The 16,648-nt window shown below is 49.7% G+C and carries 17 protein-coding genes; 2 read left to right on the forward strand and 15 right to left on the reverse strand.

Annotated features, from left to right (window positions below; genetic code table 11):
- Positions 1–32 precede the first annotated feature (32 nt).
- The 7 genes from BN6628_RS13310 to BN6628_RS13340 all read right to left on the reverse strand — a co-directional run bounded on the left by BN6628_RS13310 (position 33) and on the right by BN6628_RS13340 (position 8,638).
- A complete protein-coding gene (locus tag BN6628_RS13310) occupies positions 33–1,250 on the reverse strand; it encodes a type III PLP-dependent enzyme (protein WP_235847640.1) in 1,218 nt (405 codons plus the stop codon).
- Positions 1,219–3,087, reverse strand: a complete 1,869-nt coding sequence (locus tag BN6628_RS13315) for an IucA/IucC family protein (protein WP_068618161.1) — start codon at positions 3,085–3,087, stop codon at positions 1,219–1,221. The genes BN6628_RS13310 and BN6628_RS13315 overlap by 32 nt, the downstream gene beginning before the upstream one ends.
- Before the next feature lie 7 nt (positions 3,088–3,094).
- Positions 3,095–4,816 carry an IucA/IucC family protein gene (locus BN6628_RS13320; RefSeq protein WP_068618163.1) on the reverse strand — a complete coding sequence of 574 codons (1,722 nt, stop codon included), beginning with the start codon at positions 4,814–4,816 and terminating at the stop codon, positions 3,095–3,097.
- A gap of 142 nt (positions 4,817–4,958) precedes the next feature.
- Positions 4,959–5,969: a 2,3-diaminopropionate biosynthesis protein SbnB gene (gene sbnB / locus BN6628_RS13325; protein ID WP_068622280.1), complete on the reverse strand. Its 1,011-nt coding sequence runs from the start codon at positions 5,967–5,969 to the stop codon at positions 4,959–4,961.
- Positions 5,970–5,997: 28 nt separating this feature from the next.
- Complete coding sequence (gene sbnA / locus BN6628_RS13330; protein WP_068622282.1) at positions 5,998–6,996, reverse strand: 2,3-diaminopropionate biosynthesis protein SbnA; 999 nt, start codon at positions 6,994–6,996, stop codon at positions 5,998–6,000.
- 182 nt (positions 6,997–7,178) lie between these two features.
- Positions 7,179–7,571 carry a LuxR C-terminal-related transcriptional regulator gene (locus BN6628_RS13335; protein WP_068618165.1) on the reverse strand — a complete coding sequence of 131 codons (393 nt, stop codon included), beginning with the start codon at positions 7,569–7,571 and terminating at the stop codon, positions 7,179–7,181.
- A gap of 68 nt (positions 7,572–7,639) precedes the next feature.
- Entirely contained in the window at positions 7,640–8,638 is a 999-nt protein-coding gene (locus BN6628_RS13340; protein WP_068618167.1) for an ABC transporter substrate-binding protein, read from the reverse strand.
- 134 nt (positions 8,639–8,772) lie between these two features.
- Between BN6628_RS13340 and BN6628_RS13345 the strand changes: the two genes are divergently transcribed.
- Together BN6628_RS13345 and BN6628_RS13350 are read left to right on the forward strand one after the other, a co-directional pair.
- The gene (locus BN6628_RS13345) at positions 8,773–9,765 is read left to right on the forward strand and encodes a FecCD family ABC transporter permease (RefSeq protein WP_068618169.1); all 993 of its coding nucleotides are present in this window, start codon (positions 8,773–8,775) and stop codon (positions 9,763–9,765) included.
- A complete protein-coding gene (locus BN6628_RS13350; protein ID WP_068618172.1) occupies positions 9,762–10,754 on the forward strand; it encodes a FecCD family ABC transporter permease in 993 nt (330 codons plus the stop codon). The genes BN6628_RS13345 and BN6628_RS13350 overlap by 4 nt, the downstream gene beginning before the upstream one ends.
- Before the next feature lie 136 nt (positions 10,755–10,890).
- On the opposite strand, the gene BN6628_RS13355 is transcribed toward BN6628_RS13350, so the two are convergent.
- The 8 genes from BN6628_RS13355 to BN6628_RS13385 all read right to left on the reverse strand — a co-directional run bounded on the left by BN6628_RS13355 (position 10,891) and on the right by BN6628_RS13385 (position 16,615).
- Positions 10,891–11,757: an SDR family oxidoreductase gene (locus tag BN6628_RS13355; RefSeq protein ID WP_068618175.1), complete on the reverse strand. Its 867-nt coding sequence runs from the start codon at positions 11,755–11,757 to the stop codon at positions 10,891–10,893.
- 26 nt (positions 11,758–11,783) lie between these two features.
- Positions 11,784–12,248, reverse strand: coding sequence for a hypothetical protein (locus tag BN6628_RS13360; RefSeq protein ID WP_068618177.1), 465 nt, complete (start codon positions 12,246–12,248; stop codon positions 11,784–11,786).
- A 147-nt stretch (positions 12,249–12,395) separates the two neighbouring features.
- On the reverse strand, positions 12,396–12,905 hold the full coding sequence (locus BN6628_RS13365) for a MarR family winged helix-turn-helix transcriptional regulator (protein WP_235847641.1): 510 nt from the start codon (positions 12,903–12,905) through the stop codon (positions 12,396–12,398).
- Positions 12,906–13,141: 236 nt separating this feature from the next.
- Positions 13,142–13,765 carry a nitroreductase family protein gene (locus tag BN6628_RS13370; protein ID WP_068618179.1) on the reverse strand — a complete coding sequence of 208 codons (624 nt, stop codon included), beginning with the start codon at positions 13,763–13,765 and terminating at the stop codon, positions 13,142–13,144.
- Positions 13,766–13,811: 46 nt separating this feature from the next.
- Entirely contained in the window at positions 13,812–14,405 is a 594-nt protein-coding gene (locus BN6628_RS13375) for a flavin reductase family protein (RefSeq protein ID WP_068618181.1), read from the reverse strand.
- Positions 14,406–14,432: 27 nt separating this feature from the next.
- A complete protein-coding gene (locus BN6628_RS13380; RefSeq protein ID WP_068618183.1) occupies positions 14,433–15,371 on the reverse strand; it encodes a ring-cleaving dioxygenase in 939 nt (312 codons plus the stop codon).
- Positions 15,372–15,626: 255 nt separating this feature from the next.
- The gene (locus tag BN6628_RS25675; protein ID WP_082926901.1) at positions 15,627–15,773 is read right to left on the reverse strand and encodes a type II toxin-antitoxin system antitoxin; all 147 of its coding nucleotides are present in this window, start codon (positions 15,771–15,773) and stop codon (positions 15,627–15,629) included.
- Positions 15,773–16,615, reverse strand: a complete 843-nt coding sequence (locus tag BN6628_RS13385; RefSeq protein ID WP_068618186.1) for an SPFH domain-containing protein — start codon at positions 16,613–16,615, stop codon at positions 15,773–15,775. The genes BN6628_RS25675 and BN6628_RS13385 overlap by 1 nt, the downstream gene beginning before the upstream one ends.
- Positions 16,616–16,648 lie beyond the last annotated feature (33 nt).

The following is a 16,648-nucleotide window of genomic DNA, read 5'->3' on the forward strand; positions in this document are numbered from 1 at the left end:
CCAGATAAGAAACCTCTAGCGGCTCTATGCATCTAATAGTACACCATGTCAGGATGAGGATGGCTAAGGAAGTCATGATGTGAGATGGTCCAGCCGTAAGCACCGGCCAGCACGAACAGCACCAGATCACCGCATTGAAGCCTGCGGACAGGTTCGTCTGTAGCAAATACATCTTTAGGTGTACAGAGCTGTCCCACCAGAGTGACCTTTTCATGCTCGATTCCCGGCCGGGGGAAAGGAAACGGCCACGATTCCACAGGAACCACCTCGAATGGATGGTTATGCTTCCAGGATACCGGCAGCCGGAAGTGCTGTGTGCCTCCACGAAGAATGGCAAAGGCCTTGTTATAATTTCGCTTAATATCCAACACCTCTGTCACGTATACGCCGCAGAAAGCAGTCAAATATCGCCCGCATTCGAAATCAAGCTGTACCCCTTCTGCATGCTCCCTGCCAAGCCGTTGCAATCCTTCCGTAAACCTGTACCAATCAAACTGGCGGTCCAACTGCCTGTAGTTGACGCCAATTCCACCGCCTGCGTTGACGATGATCTTGCTGAGACCAAACAGTTCCCTCTGGTGCCTGGACCAGGTGATATACTGCTCCATCAGCTTCAGATGCGCCTCTGCATCAAGCTGATTGGAGATGTTGTGCAAGTGAAATCCGGCCATCCGCACACGATTTTGCCCAGCAAGAATTGCTGCCGCCTCGTGCAGCTCACTCTCCTGCATGCCGAATTGAGTAGCGCGGCCTCCCATCTGCAGAGTAGCCTGGGGCAGCTCAATAGGAAGGTTGATTCTTAGCAGGATTGTTATATCCAAACCCAGTGTATCCGCGAAGTAACAGAGCCGCCGCAGCTCATGCAAGCTCTCCACATGGATGCGTTCAACCCCAAGCCGAAGCGCTTGCTGGAGCTCCTCGTCTGTTTTTCCCGGTCCGCCAAAAATAACAGGCACATCCGGATCCACCTCCCGCGCCTTGCGAACCTCTCCAATGGAAGCTGCCTCGAAGCCATGTACCCCAGGCCGAATAACCGTTAGCAACCGGGCATCACTGTTCGCTTTCATCGCATAATACATGCGACAATAAGCTGGCAGCCTGCCTACCGTATCCGATACGTGCTTCTTCAACCCTTGCAGATCATAGACGAAGGCACACACTGGCTCCGAAGTTTCAGCAGAAGTCCTCCTAAGTCTGCGCCTCGCTCCAGCCCATTCCTTAGCGGCCTGAGCCCAAGCTTCCATACGCATGCTCACCCTCCTGTACTCTATTATCCTGTCTCAGCCATGGGCTTAACGGATTCGGGACTTGGTGCTCCCGATCTGACTCATCCCCCCATATTTTCCTGGCAGTCAACCGGCCCACGGTGACCGTCTCCGCTTCCAGATGAAAAAGGTCGTATATCTGCTCCTGCTCGGGGAATCGCTGCTGATATTTCTGAACCTCTTGTGCAGCATATGCCCAAAAATGCTCCTCAGGCAGCCTGAAATGTTCCCATAGAAATATGCCCACCTCGTAGAGCTGAATATGAAGCAGCCCATCCATCCAGTAGTTTCGGACTTCCTCTAGTTCCTCCTCGAGGATCGGATGCTGTGGATCTCCTTGCCTGCAGGCCAGATCCGGCACCTCCGGCCGGGCCGGAAAAAGCTCCCCTGACTTAACCGCACAGGTACCGCCCGGCAAGTCTCTTAGGGCAATGCGCTCGGGCCAGCCTTTCTTATGCAACAGCACCATGTTCTGCCCATGTGCTTCAAGACCGATCCCATAGCAGAACAGCAGATGAAGCAGCGGCTGAAGCGTCACCTCGAGCAGCCTCCGTGTCCAAGTCTCGAGGCCGTACTGCTCGATCCATGGCTGGATCACTGACTTACCATTAACAGTATCCCGGTGGGTAACCAAAGTATAGGGCACAGCTTCTTCTCCCGGGCCTATCAGCCTCTCTATGCTCTCCCGGAATACCGCACTCATCGATCCATTCAGCAGCCGTTCCAGTGGAAGGGGCAGAGCTTCATAAACCAGGGTTGAACCGCCGATTTCGCGTAGTATGATCACCCTGCACTGTTCCCGAAGATACTTATCCTCACTCCAAATCTGATGCAGCCACTCTGAGATGGCTGATGCGTTGCGAACATGGTGCGGACCGATGATTCTTAGAGCGGATGTATTCATAATCTGAATCGAAAGCTTCACATTCGGCTTCTCTGGAGCCGACACATTCGCCAAAGTGCGAATGGATTGCAATGGCTGGTAGCTCTCAGAACCAGGACCTAACCACACTAGAATACCTTGCTCCTGCAGTGAGATGGTAGCATAAGAGAGGACGTTCTTCCACTGCCAAGGATGCACGGGAATAAGCAAATAGCTTTCTGTATCCCCGCCCGCTGCCCGCAGTTGCTCTGACAGCTTGCTCATGCATTCAGGCCCCAGCTGATCCTCAACCAGTTCGTCATAGTTTATAGTGCTTAATGTATGCGCTTCAGCATACGACCGATGGACAGCTATCCATTCCAAACGGATGATTGGAGCAAACTCGGGGGCATAGGCTTTGTGGTCCTGCAAATTAAAGCCAATTCGGGATTTGTAGCTTGGATGATACGGGTGTCCAGTGCTTGTGAGGGCCTCCAGCTCAGTTAGCGTATAGCTGTGCTCGCTCTTCGTCTCCTGCAGCGGGTGGAATGAATCATTCCGGACTGTATGTTCCAGCTCTTTGATAAAATGGGCCAGCCTCTCGCCCTCGGAGACGAGCAATTCCTCAGGCAGCAGCTCACTTAGCAGCAATGGTATGGACACGGCCTCGCGGCCCTCCATATCCCCACTCTTCTCCCCGACTCTCATAACCGGCGTTATGATCCGGATTCGGTTGAAACCGTATGCCGCATAGGCTTGGAACCGATACTCTACAACTTTTCCATCCCTACTTGTTCCGAGCAAGCTCCATAGACGTTCCGTGCCAGGAACCGAAACAGTTCCCTCATGAATCCTGTTTATCTGTTCCTGCTTCAAAATGCCCTCATGCAGCATCGACTCTATAAGCTGCCTTATAACCCGTCGTCTGGCAGCTGTTAAATTTGTGCCATTTGTCTCCATGTGATGGTCACCTCTCTCCCCCTGCGGCAAATGACTCTACCACCGCAGCTTGATAGAATGGATTCGGAAGATCGACATATTCTGGTGAATCTCCCTTGAACGCAAACCAACTAACCAGGTTCGCCTTAGCTGGCAGCGTAGGTGCTGCGGCTAACCTTTTCACCCAATACCGCACACTGTCGCTGCCCCGTTCGGCATAGTCTGAGAGTACGCGGAAGGTAATGTCCCAAAGCACCGCCTCATCCACACCCGAGCTGCGAGAGACCGCAGCAAGCATATGACTCATATGATTCGTAAGGTTATAATACAGAAGCCGCAACCATGCCTCCTCCTCGTTGTACAGAACTGGACTGTTTGCTGGAATAACGGTATCGACCCACCCCTTCGCCTCCGCCACCTTGCTGGAGATACTTACTCCCTCCAGGTCACGTGTCAGACAGTGCACGGGCAAGCCGTCCTCCAGACAGATCAGCGTATTCTGCACATGAGCTTCCAAGCTGTAGCCCTCTTCGGCAAACAGCCTTAGCACCGGGAATAAATAGATGGATGTATACCTTTCGACCCATATCTTCGCCTTTTTCCCAGTGGGCGGCAGCCAGACCGGCTGCTCCAGCTCATCCTCAAGCATGGTCGCGGCCACGTGCCACTGCTCCTGTGGCGATATCAGCCCAGCGGCACTCTCACGGAGCAGCACCGCGGTCTCCCCAACTAGCTCCGCACCCCGAATAGACAAGCTTCCGAACTCCTGTAGAATCCCAAAGCCTTCGCATTGAAACGAAGCTTTGATGACTTTCCAAACACGAGCCGCATCCAGAGATCTGCGGCACTGCTCCGGCGAATTGGTACGGACAAAATTCGTAATATGCACATGCAGCGGCAGCTTCAAGAAGAGCCCCTGATCCGGTGACCAAACTGTCCGAACAGACGCCGTCGGGTACACGGGCTCACTCTCCAAACTGCCGACCCATCGCAGCTTACCTGCTTCGCCGAGCGCTTGCACGGCAGGAGATTGCTTAAGATAAGCCGCCTGCCACGGATGGCACGGAAGCAGCCGGTATTCCTTCTCATGCTCCATAGCTGCCGCAGCAACAAGAGCCTTCTCTTTAGCAAGCCACGTCATTTTAAAGGTGGACTCGGACAACCAATCCTCATGGAACAGCTCCGGATGAACGAGCCAGTATTCCAGCCGGAAGGCGGTGCCCCGCTCTGGGGCATACCGTTCCACATCATCTGGAGAGAAGCCCTCAGAGCTCTTGGGTGTAGGATGAAACGGGTGGCCGAAGTATAAGCTCTGTTCGGATCGCACGTAGCCATAATCAAGTTCGTTTGCAGCTCTCTTGTCCTTATTCAGAACATAAAGTGCGGTTTTCCGCACACTGTTTAAAACTTTCTCCTGCAATGTAAGTTTTATCTCTTTTGCACTGCTGATGGGTTCTTTGGAGGCTAACGTTAACTCTTCTAGGATGTAGTCGAGCAGCTCGCTGAATTCCAGTTCATGAAAAACTTCTTCCCCTGCGCCTTTTCCCCATATTGGAAACACATAACGATGGTGACCAGTTAAGGATACGCAGCTTAAATTCAAACGAAAGGAGCGGCCCGATCGAACCAAATGCAGTTCATACGGATTCTTCATTTCACGTCGAGTCTCAGTCTCCCTTAAATAGCAGTTGAGCAGCCGCGTGCTGGCAGCTTGCTCTGCGTACTGAAGGGCTGTATTGTTATCCTGCATAATTCGCATCCTTTCATCTGCGTGATAGCTTCTTCGCGGGCAGCCACAGCAGGAGTGACCCGGCTAACAGGAACCACCTTGGTCATCAACAGCCCTGCCGAAGCACTTACTGCTGACAGTACACCAATGCTGCCAAGCACATCTATTCATACAGCGGAAGTGTTAAGCCGATGCCCTTCTCCTGGGCTCTCTCGTAAATCCGGTAAGCGCAAGCGATATCCTCCAGTGCCATTCCCATTGGATTAAGCACAATGATCTCATCGTCCCGCTCTCGACCCACGCGGTCCCCGCGAACAATTTGGCCGAGCTCGGCATGAAGTTGATCCCGCGAGAATTGTCCCTGCTGAACGAGCTGATGTATAATTTTCTTTTCCCGGTTGGACTGCTCCCAGTCATCGACTACAACCTTGTCTGCTTGGAGAAATACTTCCTTGTGCAGATCCATAATCGAAATATTGCTGACAAAAGCTCCCGGGCGCAGCCATTCGAACTTGATATACGGCTGGTCTGTTACCGTGCAGGGGATGACCACATCTCCACATCGCACCGCTGCGTCTGCGGATGGCTCCACATGCCAATTTACACCCGGAAACTGATCTACAAGAAGACTTACCATCCGATGTGCCGATGCCGTGTGAATATCGAACAGGTGAACATCTTTCACCTGTGGAAACAGCTTGCATACCGATTGAAGTTGTCGTCCAGCGATAAGTCCACAGCCAATGACCGCTAACGATGACCAACCTTTCTTGGCCAAATACTTCACCCCGACGGTGGTGATGGCAGCCGTCCGCATACTGCTGACGAGAGCTGCTTCCATCAGAGCGATCGGATAGTTGGTATCCGGATCGTTCAATATGATGATTCCGCTCGCTCTCTCCAGTCCCCTGGCACCCGGATTATCGTGTTTGCTTCCGATCCACTTCAAGCCCGATACATTCAACTCTCCGCCTATATAAGACGGCATAGCAATAATCCGGTCGGCAATATGGCCCTCCTTACCGTCCTCCCCCGGCACCCTTAGATATGGCTTCAAAGGTTGAACGTACTTACCCCCTGCGTGAAGGGATAGCGCCTCTTCGATCACATCCGCATAGAGCTCCGGCTGATCCCCTCCGGCGGCGGCAATATCCTGCCTGCTCAAATAAAGCATTGTACCTATCTTTAGCTTCTTCACTGTTTCAGTTATTGACATACTTGTCCACCCTTTCCTTAACTGCATTCAGCCATGTATCGTCATATACCAAATCCATATACCGGTCTCCCCGGTCCGGCAGCAGCGTCACAATATGTGACGGTTCATCCAGCTCAGGCAGCAGCTTTTGAATGGCTGCTACGACCGAACCGGAAGAGCCCCCAGCGAATATGCCTTCCTTCTGCACCAGTTCCCGGCAAGCTCTCGCCGATTCATAGTCATTTACATGAATCACTCTATCAATTTCCTCGCGGTTCAGCAGCTCTGGCACCCGGCTTGCCCCAATTCCGGGCAGCGAACGCTTCCCCTTGGGACCCCCTTCGAATATGACAGAACCCACCGCATCCACGCCCACAACAAGAAGATTCGGAAACTTTTCCCTAAGCCGACGGCTTGTTCCCATAATACTTCCCGAGGTGCTGACTCCCGCTACGAGCACATCCAACTTCGATACTGCCTTCGCAATCTCATCACCTGCCCCGTGATAGTGAGCCATCCAATTCCATTCGTTCGCATATTGATTTATCCAGTATGAGTAGGGAATCTCTTGCAGGAGCGAGCGAACCCGCTCTATTCTAGTGAGCAGATAACCCCCTGCCGCATCCTTCTCTTCAACCATCTCAACGGATGCCCCCATGAGCTGTATGATTTTTAGGTTCGTACGGCTTATATTTGGATCTACCACGCAGGTAACCTTCAAGCCGTAAATACAGCCCATCATCGCCAGCGCAATGCCCAAGTTGCCGGAGGTGCTTTCGATAATATGGCTGTCGGCATGCAGGATGCCTTGTCTGAAGGCCTGCTCAATAATGAACCGGGCAGGCCGGTCCTTCATGCTGCCACCCGGATTCATGAATTCCAGCTTACCGAACACCTGATGATGCTCATTTGGAAACATTCTGCTTAAGCGCACAAGCGGGGTTTGACCCATACAATCTGCTAACGATGCGTGTATATCGCTTGAACGCCCCTGCTTGTCCCTCATCAAGTCAGCATCACAAAGCCCGGAGAGATTTGATTCGGTCACTCCCATTCGGAGATCCTCCTTCTTGTAATAAGAATGATAATCATTATCATCTAACGGTTATATCATAGCTGAGATAGGGAAAATATGTAAATTACCTAAAAAGATAATTTTTATACTCCGATTGAAGTAGAAATGTGTTATTAGTTCCCTCCTTTCCACCGTTTCTGAAGCTCATAGACAAAATCCAATCCGCTCCCCGTGATCTGCAGTTCTTTTTTCATATTCTGTATATGTTTTTTTACAGTATGTTCAGAGATATGGAGCTGGGCTGCGATTTTCTTGATAGAATGGTGAGCACACAACAGCTCGGCAATCTGCCTTTGCCGCCCGCTTAAGGGCAGCGTAACCTCCGACAGGACGTAATTCTCCTCAGCTGTATCCTGCAGCCGCTGCTCCCAGTAACACTGTATCTCCGTATCACAAGTTGCCGTTTGCAGTTTGTCCTTGATGATCTGTCGCAGCTCCGCCATTTGCCGCTGTTCCTCGATAGACCCGTTTCGGCTAACAATCGTAATGCGCTGACAATAATCCATAATCCACACCTCCGAAAAAAAAGGGCCGCAGCCTTAGCTGTCAGCCCCCTTCTGTTAAATCCGCTTCTTTACTTCGACTTCAGCAGCACGTTAAACAAGTCATCCACAACAAGATTTGCCGCCTGAACGCCGAGACCGCTCAGCCAAGTTTCTGCGGAGACCTCATGAACCTGGTTGGATTGCACCGCATCCAATTTCAACCATAACGGATTGTTCACCAGTTTGGTTTTCAACAAATGCTCCTTATCCCGGCTAAACCACAGAATTACGTCACCCGCCATGTCTGCTATCTGCTCCTCCCCAGCATTGGTGGACAATCCGGTGCCCTGCTGTGCAGCAGGACGCTGTAGTCCTGCATCCGAGACGATACTTCCACTGAACGATTCTTTCAAATAAATGCGCACATGATCTGCTCTTGGACGGAGAATGGATACCTTGGTTGTGTTGATCCTATCCCCCATCTGAGATCGGAAGTCCTTCAGCCTGTTCTCATAACTGTCTAAGAGCTTGGCTGCTTCCGCTTCCTTCCCTACAGCTTGAGCTTGCAGTTTGAGGTTCTCTTTCCATGTGTAGCCGATCGTATCAACGTACACCGTAGGTGCGAGCTGCTTTAGTTTATTGTAAATTTTCTCATGAGTATCCTTACTGCCTAGAATGAGATCAGGATTCAGCTTCGCAATGCTCTCCAGATTCGGCTCATCAATCGTACCGATGTTGGTTATGCCTCCGGTTTGATTCTTCAAGTAGTCAGGATAAGGCTGCTCAAGCTGAACGGTGGGCGCACCAACCGGCTTTACCCCTAATGCCAGCAGATTATCCAGCGCCCCATTATCGAGGACAACGATCCGCGCAGGAGTGCTCTCTAACGTTGTCTCTTCCATAGCATGTTTAAAAATAATCTTGTGCGGTGCTGCTGAGGCTTGCCCGGACGGCTGTGTGGCTTGCTGAGCTCCGGAACTCCCTTTAGTTCCCGTAGTCGAACAGGCTGATAACAGACCGCTGACCATTAGTACGACGGTTAATAAAGCCGTACCTAATCGCCTCTTTTTACTGTAAGGATTCTTCATTGACACTCCACTCTCCCATTTGGTAAGATATGTATTGTTGAATATAAATGATAATGATTATCATTATCTTTATTTGAGTAGAAGTATAAATCTACCAACTCTGTAATGTCAATCCTTTCTTATTCGGAGGAATCATGAAAAAGCAATTCCCCCTACTCCTTATGGGTATCCTCACTGTAATCATTCTGTTTCTAGCCAGCCTCTCAACAGGATCCTTGCTGATTCCTTTAAACACCGTGTGGTCAGCCTTATTCGGATCTCACTCCTCTGATCATGAATTGATCATCTCATCTGTACGCCTTCCGCGCACACTCATTGCTCTTGTCGTTGGAGCAGGCATGGCTGTTGCTGGCGTGTGCATGCAAGCCTTGACCCGCAATCCGCTTGCTTCTCCGGAACTGCTGGGCATTAATCAAGGAGCAGCCTTGGCTGTCGTTATATCCTTATTTCTGCTGCCTGGCTCTGCGCTTTGGGTGAGCCATGCTTTTGCTTTCATGGGAGCAGCCTTAGCTGCTGGGTTCATCCTCCTGTTAAGCTCGGTGGGCGGGAAACGGCTCACCCCACTTAAGGTGGTTGTGGCAGGTACAGCGGTGTCGTTAATGCTTGGATCAACAACACAGGGCGTGTTGTTATTGAACGAGCGCTCCATTGATGAGATGCGATTCTGGCTGGCCGGCTCGGTAGCGGGCAAGGGCCTTCCTCAACTGCTTCAGGGGATGCCCTTTATCGCCATTGGGATGATAGGAGCCTTACTTCTGGGCAAGCGAATGAATGCGCTGCAGCTAGGTGAGGACATGGCAGTTGGAATTGGTATGAGATTGGAGTCAACAAAGCGACTGCTTTTTGTTCTTATCATTCTTTTGTCTGCCAGTTGTGTGACTATTGCAGGTCCTATAGCCTTCCTCGGCTTTGCAGTGCCTCATATTGTAAGAGGTCTAAGCGGGCCTGATTACCGGTGGATTGTGCTGCACTCCAGTCTCTTAGGGGCTGCGCTTCTCCTGCTCGCAGATGTAACCTCAAAGGTGATTATTCACCCGGGTGAAGTACCAGTTGGCATCATGACGATCTTCATGGGGGCACCGTTCTTTATTTACCTGGCACGGAGGAAGGAGTGGAAGCTCGGATGATACCAAGCAAGCTATTGCCGCTGATTCATATTCCGCTTCTTTTGCTGCTTGGTTTTCTGGTGGTGCTGCAGATCGGAACAGGGGAATATCCCATCGCCTTAGGGGATACTCTGGCCTCCTTGTTAGGTTTCGGCTTGCCAGAGCATGATTTTATCGTACATACGCTTCGTCTTCCCCGGACATTGATCGGTTTGGGAGTAGGAGCTTCGTTGGCCGTAGCGGGCACGCTGCTGCAAGGAGTTACCTTGAATCCTCTCGCCTCCCCAGGAGTGATTGGCTTGAACGCCGGAGCAGGGCTTGCTGCGGTAGCGGCCATCGTCTGGCTGGACGTCCCTCTGAACTGGCTACCATGGATGGCGTTCGGGGGCGCACTGCTGGTCGCTCTCCTCTGCTACATTCTAGCTTGGAAGCAAGGTCTCTCGCCGATCCGGATGGTACTGGTGGGCATCGGCATCGCAGCCATCTGCCAGGGACTTATCACGGTGGCTACGCTGTCAGGCAATATCCGGCTGGTTCAGCAAGCCTCCATCTGGATGACCGGCAGCTTGTATGGGCGAAGCTGGGAGCACTTCTGGCCTTATCTGCCATGGGTTCTTGTTTTCCTGCCGCTCGCTTGGTTATTCTCGAAGCAGCTCGACCTGCTTGGCTTAGGCGACGCGGCAGCCTCAGGGCTTGGCTACCGGGTGCACTACGGACGATCCGTGCTGCTCGGAATTGCCGTAGCGCTCGCTGGGTCCTCCGTTGCAACTGCGGGCACAATCGGCTTTGTTGGCCTGGTCGCCCCACATCTTGCCCGTACGCTCGTCGGCAACAAGCATGCCATCCTGATTCCGACGGCAGCCCTGCTGGGCGGACTTCTGGTGCTTGCCGCGGATTTTGCAGGCCGGACCGTGCTTGCCCCGGTGGAAATTCCCTGTGGGCTGATCACAGCTATGATAGGTGGCCCTTATATGATCTATTTGCTGCTGAGAGAATGGCGGAGTGCATAGTAGAAGCTTCCAGAGATAACATTAAAAACCACTACCACTCCAAAAAGGAGGCGGGCAGTGGTTTTTGGGGCTTATGGGCCTTTAACTGAATTTATAGGTGACCGGAAGGCCTTCCGGCACTGATTACACTGAGCCGTTACCGGAATGCTTCTTTATGCTCATGCAGAAAAGCTGCTAGCGTACGGGGCTCTCGATTAAGCAAATGCCTGATCGTGTCCGTAGGTCTTTCCGGAATAACGGTTGCCATAGCTTGGATTTCGATGACGTGGTTTGCGATCCAAGGTGGCAGTTGACCTTGTTCTATTAAATTCCGATATAATTCCTGAGAAGGAATGTTAATATATCGGATTGGCCGTTCTAGCAAGTCAGTAAGCATGCTGGCAATCTGAGGATAGCTAAAGGTCTCCGAGCCCGTAAGCGTGTAGATTTGGCCAGATGACTTTCGGTTTGTAAGAACTTCTGCAGCAACGTCTGCGATATCGCGACAGTCAATGAAATTACAGGAGGAATCCCCCATGGAGCCGAAAAAAACATTTTGCGCAGCTATAGTAGGGGCGAAACGCAGAAGGTTTTGCATAAAAGCATAGGGACGCAGCACCGTGTACTGGAGACCCGAATCTGATAAAATGCGCTCAATTTCTTGGTGCCAACCAGCTATAGCTACTGGCGCTTTTTCCTCAAATGCAGGACTTGAAATTTTGACAAGATGCTCAACACCGCATTCGACAGCAATTTGAATGATTGAAGTCTCAAGCTCGATTTGTTTAGGGCTGTTGGACATGGCCATGAAGAGCTGGCTGACTCCCTTTAAGGATTGTCGCAGCGATTCGGGTTCGGCAGCATCAGCGGATGCTACTTCAATCATAGACCGCTCCTTCTCCCCTAGTCGGGCCCGCAGCTTCTCTGGTTCTCTGCTAAGCGCACGGGCGGGCACATCAAGCTCTACCAAACGCTTTAATAAGGCTTCTCCTATCGTACCTGTTGCTCCAATAATTCCTATCATTTTCATCTTCTCCTTTGTATGAATACTTAGTTTTGGCGATTCGATTTGACAGTTTTTCGCCATCGCCACGTTATGATTACACTTGCGATCACTCCCGATAACGGAAAATCAATCGGGATTCGTTGAACCCAGGCCATGTGGCCGATTGAGATCATACTGCTCAGGCAATCCGATATGGCCCACGCTGCAACCAGGCCTAACATCCCCCCTCCCAATCCAAATATGACAACAACGAGCAAGTGAGGCACTCTGAGCATCCAGGATTGATCCATAGACCCTCCGCGTGTTCGGAGCCAAAGACCAAGCATCAATGCTATTAACGCTGACGTGCCTCCTATCGTAGTTAATGCCCCTAGTTGAAGCCCCCTATCTCCAGTAATCAGCCCTCCAATACCTGCCATTAAGGCTGGAGAAACATAAGCCATCACCACTTCACGCCAAAGCACAAATTTACGAGTACCCAACTTTTCAGCATTTTTCATCTTGTTCATAGTCGTTCTTCCATCCTCTCATGATCAAAGGGCTGCAATTACATTTATATAATTAGCCGCCTAACTATATGGCGATTAAAATGGGCTAGTCCAACTAGCCCCAACTACCTTCATGCACACGATCGTATTTATTCTCTCACATGACGCTTATTCGTCTGTTAGAGCTGACATCCCTTGTGTAATGCGACCTAACAGATCGAGAAAGACCCCGCGCTCTTCCAGAGTTAGCAAGCTTACCATCGCTTCTAACCGGGTAAAATGCTCGTGAGCCATCTCTTGAAGCTTCTTTGCCCCCTTCTCGGTCAGAATCACCGCTTTTTGTCGTCCATCAACTGAGCTGGCTCGCCGTGAAACGAGTCCATCTCGTTCCAGAACCTCGATAAGCCCTGTAACCGTAGCACGAGTAACACTTAAGTGCTCCGCCAACTGTGATGGTAGTTGTTCCCCTTCGTGATCTTCCAAATCGGCCAATAAGCGATATCTCCCTGTGGATAAACCGAATCTGGAGAAATGGATCTCCGCAGCGTGTCCAAGCTTCGCCCCTGCCGCCATTAGCCTGGACGCAACAAGTACGGCTTGTGCATCTACGTCCAGGTTATAGCGGTCGATCTGGCGCTTCGATTGCGCAAGTGAAGGAACAGCATTCAAGTCATTCATTTGTAAATAATCGTTGTTCATGAATATAGTATGGCACCTAACTATATGGATGTCAACATTTTTTTCCAACGTTGATCTTTTCTCAAGGAACGAGATTAAAAATCCAAATTGTGCTTCAATAAGTGGGCCCTTTTGAAATAAAAAAAGAACCGAGCAAGTAACCTCCTCCCCCAAATGGGTGAGGTCACTCGCACGGTTTCCCCTAATGTTATGTTCTTCAAATTATTCCTGTTTACTTAAAAGCTGTTATATACGACAAACTCTCCGGTTGGCTTACGGTATCCACGCGGACGTATCTTCGAAGTATCCTCTTTGCCAATGGCTATCAGCATTGCTGGAACCATCCGGTCCGGCAGGTTAATAATCTCCCCGATCTTTGCTGGATCATAACCAATCATAGGGCATGTATCCCAGCCTCTGTCTTTGGCAATCAGCATAAAGAGCATAGCCGACAGACTTGCATTCCGTATGGCCTCTTCACGCATAAAGGTTTCCCCGCGTTCAATATAGAATTGGGTAACCGATTCCACGGTCATATCATATTCTTGCTTATTCATAAATCCTAGATTTAGAAATCCTTCGTTGATTTGCGCTACGTTCTTATAAGCATCCATATCACCGAGCACGACAATCACGGCCGATGCTGTTTTGATCTTATACTGCTTGTTCGCAGCTTCATACAGCTGCTCTTTCATATGGGGGTCGTCCACTACAACATATGCGGCGTGTTGAAGATTAAATGCGGACGGAGCCAATTTGACCGATTTGAACATTTCTTCAAGCTCATCCCGGGGTATGATCGTGTCCGGTATAAACTTAACCGCTGAGCGTCTTTCATTAACAACTTGATTAAATTCCATGGATAAATCCTCTCCTAAACGGCTATAAATTAACTACGATGCCCCTTTAGCGGGGTCTTTCGATAGAAAATAGCTCCCCGATTGTTGCATAGCTGCTTCCAGCTAACCGGCTTACTGCATCTAGTTTACCAGGGTCAATTCTTCCCTGATCATAGATTCTATCATCCAAGTGGAATTGTACCACTTTTCCTATGAACATGTCACAACCTGGGAATTCGGCATGATGTTCCAATATGCATTCCATCCGAACCTTTGCTTCCTTAACGCCTTGCACCGCAACGTTTAAACTATCGACCGGAGTAAATCCAGCCATAGAAATTTCACTTTGTTCGGGAGGCAGGTTAGCTGCTGCTTGATTCACCTGCTCCACATTTTCGCGGTCAACAATATGAACAACAAATTCTTTGTTGTCTAATATATTTCTTGCCGTATCCTTGCGCTTGTCTCCCGCATGTTGGATGGATAAGGAGACCATCGGAGGATTGGATGATACAATATTGAAATAACTAAAGGGCGCGCCGTTTAAAACGCCATCTTCAGAGTGTGTAGTCACAAAAGCAATCGGTCTTGGAATTATACTTCCGATCAGCAGCTTATAGTTCTCCCTCTCGGTTTGCTCTGTTGGATTTATTGATATCAAACCCTCCATCCCCTTTCTGGACCCGGATTAGTCCAACTCTCTTATTTTAAAAGGAAGCAGCACCTTTTCAATTTTATCTCTATGCGGCTCATATTGTGCAGGCAGCTTCAGATCACTACCCATCGTTTCAAACGATTCATCATGAGCAAAGCCTGGTGGATCTGTGGCAATCTCAAACAGAATTTCACCGTGCTCTCTAAAATAGATGGCATTAAAGTAGTTTCGGTCTTGAACCGGTGTTACTCCATATCCACGGCTATGAACGAGGTCCTGCCATTCCAACTGGTCCTGATCATCCGCTGCTCTCCAGGCAATATGGTGAACGGTCCCAACTCCCATTTCTCCGCGCTCTACAGCAGACAGCTTCAAGTCAATGATGTTCCCGATTTCAGCGGTAGAACGATATCTCGCAATATCTCCTTCTTGTGCAACAAATTCAAGACCCATTACTTTCTCCAGCAATTTAGCGGTTTCTGCAGGGTGAGTGGACAACAGCGTTGCCCCGCCAAAGCCTTTAATCGCCACTTCGGGAGTGATCCCGCCAAATGACCAATGGTTTGTTTCCCCGGCTTCTCTCTCAACAAGCTCTACATGAAGTCCGTGAGGATCATCAAATTCGAGGTAATGCTCCCCGAACCGCTCCAGTTCGGTAAAAGGCACTTTAAACTTGTTAAGCCGATCTTTCCAAAAGTCCATTGCGCCTACAGGAATGGCATAAGAGGTTACACCCACTTGGCCTCCTCCAATTTTGCCTGGATAAGCACCTGGCCAAGGGAAGAAGGTAATAATGGTTCCTGGTTTACCTCCCTCATTGCCAAAGTAAAAGTGATAGGTTCCCGGATCATCAAAGTTAACGGTTTGTTTGACCATTCGTAATCCCAGTATGCCTGCATAGAAATCAACGTTTTCCTGAGGGTCGCCTACAATCGCCGTAATATGGTGAATCCCAGCTGTATTCTTCATCATTTGAACCGCTCCGTTCTTTTTTGATTTTAAAATGAGTTTACGGATAATTTTTCATTAAAAACAGTTTTTAAACTTGTAAGAAATAAATTTTTAATTTAATAATCTTTAATTAAAGATATTTGATGTTTTTAGTTTATTTATTTTAGCTAAAGTTGTCAATAGTTAATTTCGCAGAACATCAGAAAAACCTTGAAGGTTATACCTCCAAGGTTCAACTGTGCTCCTTGCGGTACCGGATATGACCAGCCGCAAGAGTTATTTATCTCGTCCCTTTTGCTTGAGTGCTTCGCGCAAAATGATTTCAATCTGTGCATTAACACTACGAAGCTCATCTTGTGCCCATTTCTCCAGAGCTTCATACACCTTCGGATCGAGACGAAGCGGGAAGTTCTTTCTTGCCATTAATAAATAGTTCCGGTGTTAATGATAGGTTGGGCAGACCGTTCGGAAACCATTGCTACCATCAAATTGTTAATCATCTGCGCTTTTTTCTCATCATCAAGTTCTGCCACACCACTTTGTTCAATCGAGGCCATCGTTGATCTCACCATCTCAACAGCACCTTCAACGATAATTTTACGCGCTGCGAGAATGGCTGAAGCCTGCTGTCTCTGAAGCATGGCCTGAGCAATTTCCGGAGCATAGGCCAGATGCATCAATCTGGCTTCAATTACCTCAACCCCGGCGATACTTAGACGGTCTTGCAGATCGATACGAAGCTCATTCGCAACCTCGTCCGCATTGGCACGGAGAGACTGTACTCCCTCCACATCATGATTATCATAAGGATATTTGCTGGCAATATGACGAAGTCCGGTCTCGCTCTGAATCTGAACAAAACGGTCATAGGAATCCACGCCGAATGCCGCCTTCGCTGAATCCGTAACCTTGTACACGATGACAGCGGCAATTTCAATCGGATTGCCCGAAACATCGTTAACCTTCAATTTCTCCGAATTAAAGTTAATGACTTTGAGTGAAACTGTCTTGCGGGCCGAGAAAGGAACCGTGAAGTAAAACCCCGCTTCATTAATTGATCCTACGTATTTACCCAAAAAGGTGATGACTTTAGATTCATTGGGTCCTACGATAACAAAGCTGGATGCCAATAAACCGGAGATGACAAAGGCTACGGCCCCCACCTTCTGTCCATTCATCACTAACAGTACCCCTGCGGCAGCCACCACCAACAGAATAACTGCAGAGAGCAGACCCCCAATACGAAACGCTTGTTTCTCTTGCATTCCCATTTCCCCCTTAAATTCAACGCTCAATTT

Origin of the sequence: Paenibacillus tuaregi, assembly GCF_900086655.1 — a bacterium.
Taxonomy (GTDB): Bacteria; Bacillota; Bacilli; order Paenibacillales; family Paenibacillaceae; genus Fontibacillus; species Fontibacillus tuaregi.

Excerpts from the sequence above, each read along its gene's own strand:
- BN6628_RS13310 (WP_235847640.1), bottom strand. The coding sequence starts at position 1,250 with ATGCGTATGGAAGCTTGGGCTCAGGCCGCTAAGGAATGGGCTGGAGCG.
- BN6628_RS13315 (WP_068618161.1), bottom strand. The coding sequence starts at position 3,087 with ATGGAGACAAATGGCACAAATTTAACAGCTGCCAGACGACGGGTTATA.
- BN6628_RS13320 (WP_068618163.1), bottom strand. The coding sequence starts at position 4,816 with ATGCAGGATAACAATACAGCCCTTCAGTACGCAGAGCAAGCTGCCAGC.
- sbnB (WP_068622280.1), bottom strand. The coding sequence starts at position 5,969 with ATGCTTTATTTGAGCAGGCAGGATATTGCCGCCGCCGGAGGGGATCAG.
- sbnA (WP_068622282.1), bottom strand. The coding sequence starts at position 6,996 with ATGAGGGACAAGCAGGGGCGTTCAAGCGATATACACGCATCGTTAGCA.
- BN6628_RS13335 (WP_068618165.1), bottom strand. The coding sequence starts at position 7,571 with ATGGATTATTGTCAGCGCATTACGATTGTTAGCCGAAACGGGTCTATC.
- BN6628_RS13340 (WP_068618167.1), bottom strand. The coding sequence starts at position 8,638 with ATGAAGAATCCTTACAGTAAAAAGAGGCGATTAGGTACGGCTTTATTA.
- BN6628_RS13345 (WP_068618169.1), top strand. The coding sequence starts at position 8,773 with ATGAAAAAGCAATTCCCCCTACTCCTTATGGGTATCCTCACTGTAATC.
- BN6628_RS13350 (WP_068618172.1), top strand. The coding sequence starts at position 9,762 with ATGATACCAAGCAAGCTATTGCCGCTGATTCATATTCCGCTTCTTTTG.
- BN6628_RS13355 (WP_068618175.1), bottom strand. The coding sequence starts at position 11,757 with ATGATAGGAATTATTGGAGCAACAGGTACGATAGGAGAAGCCTTATTA.
- BN6628_RS13360 (WP_068618177.1), bottom strand. The coding sequence starts at position 12,248 with ATGAACAAGATGAAAAATGCTGAAAAGTTGGGTACTCGTAAATTTGTG.
- BN6628_RS13365 (WP_235847641.1), bottom strand. The coding sequence starts at position 12,905 with ATGAATGACTTGAATGCTGTTCCTTCACTTGCGCAATCGAAGCGCCAG.
- BN6628_RS13370 (WP_068618179.1), bottom strand. The coding sequence starts at position 13,765 with ATGGAATTTAATCAAGTTGTTAATGAAAGACGCTCAGCGGTTAAGTTT.
- BN6628_RS13380 (WP_068618183.1), bottom strand. The coding sequence starts at position 15,371 with ATGATGAAGAATACAGCTGGGATTCACCATATTACGGCGATTGTAGGC.
- BN6628_RS25675 (WP_082926901.1), bottom strand. The coding sequence starts at position 15,773 with ATGGCAAGAAAGAACTTCCCGCTTCGTCTCGATCCGAAGGTGTATGAA.
- BN6628_RS13385 (WP_068618186.1), bottom strand. The coding sequence starts at position 16,615 with ATGCAAGAGAAACAAGCGTTTCGTATTGGGGGTCTGCTCTCTGCAGTT.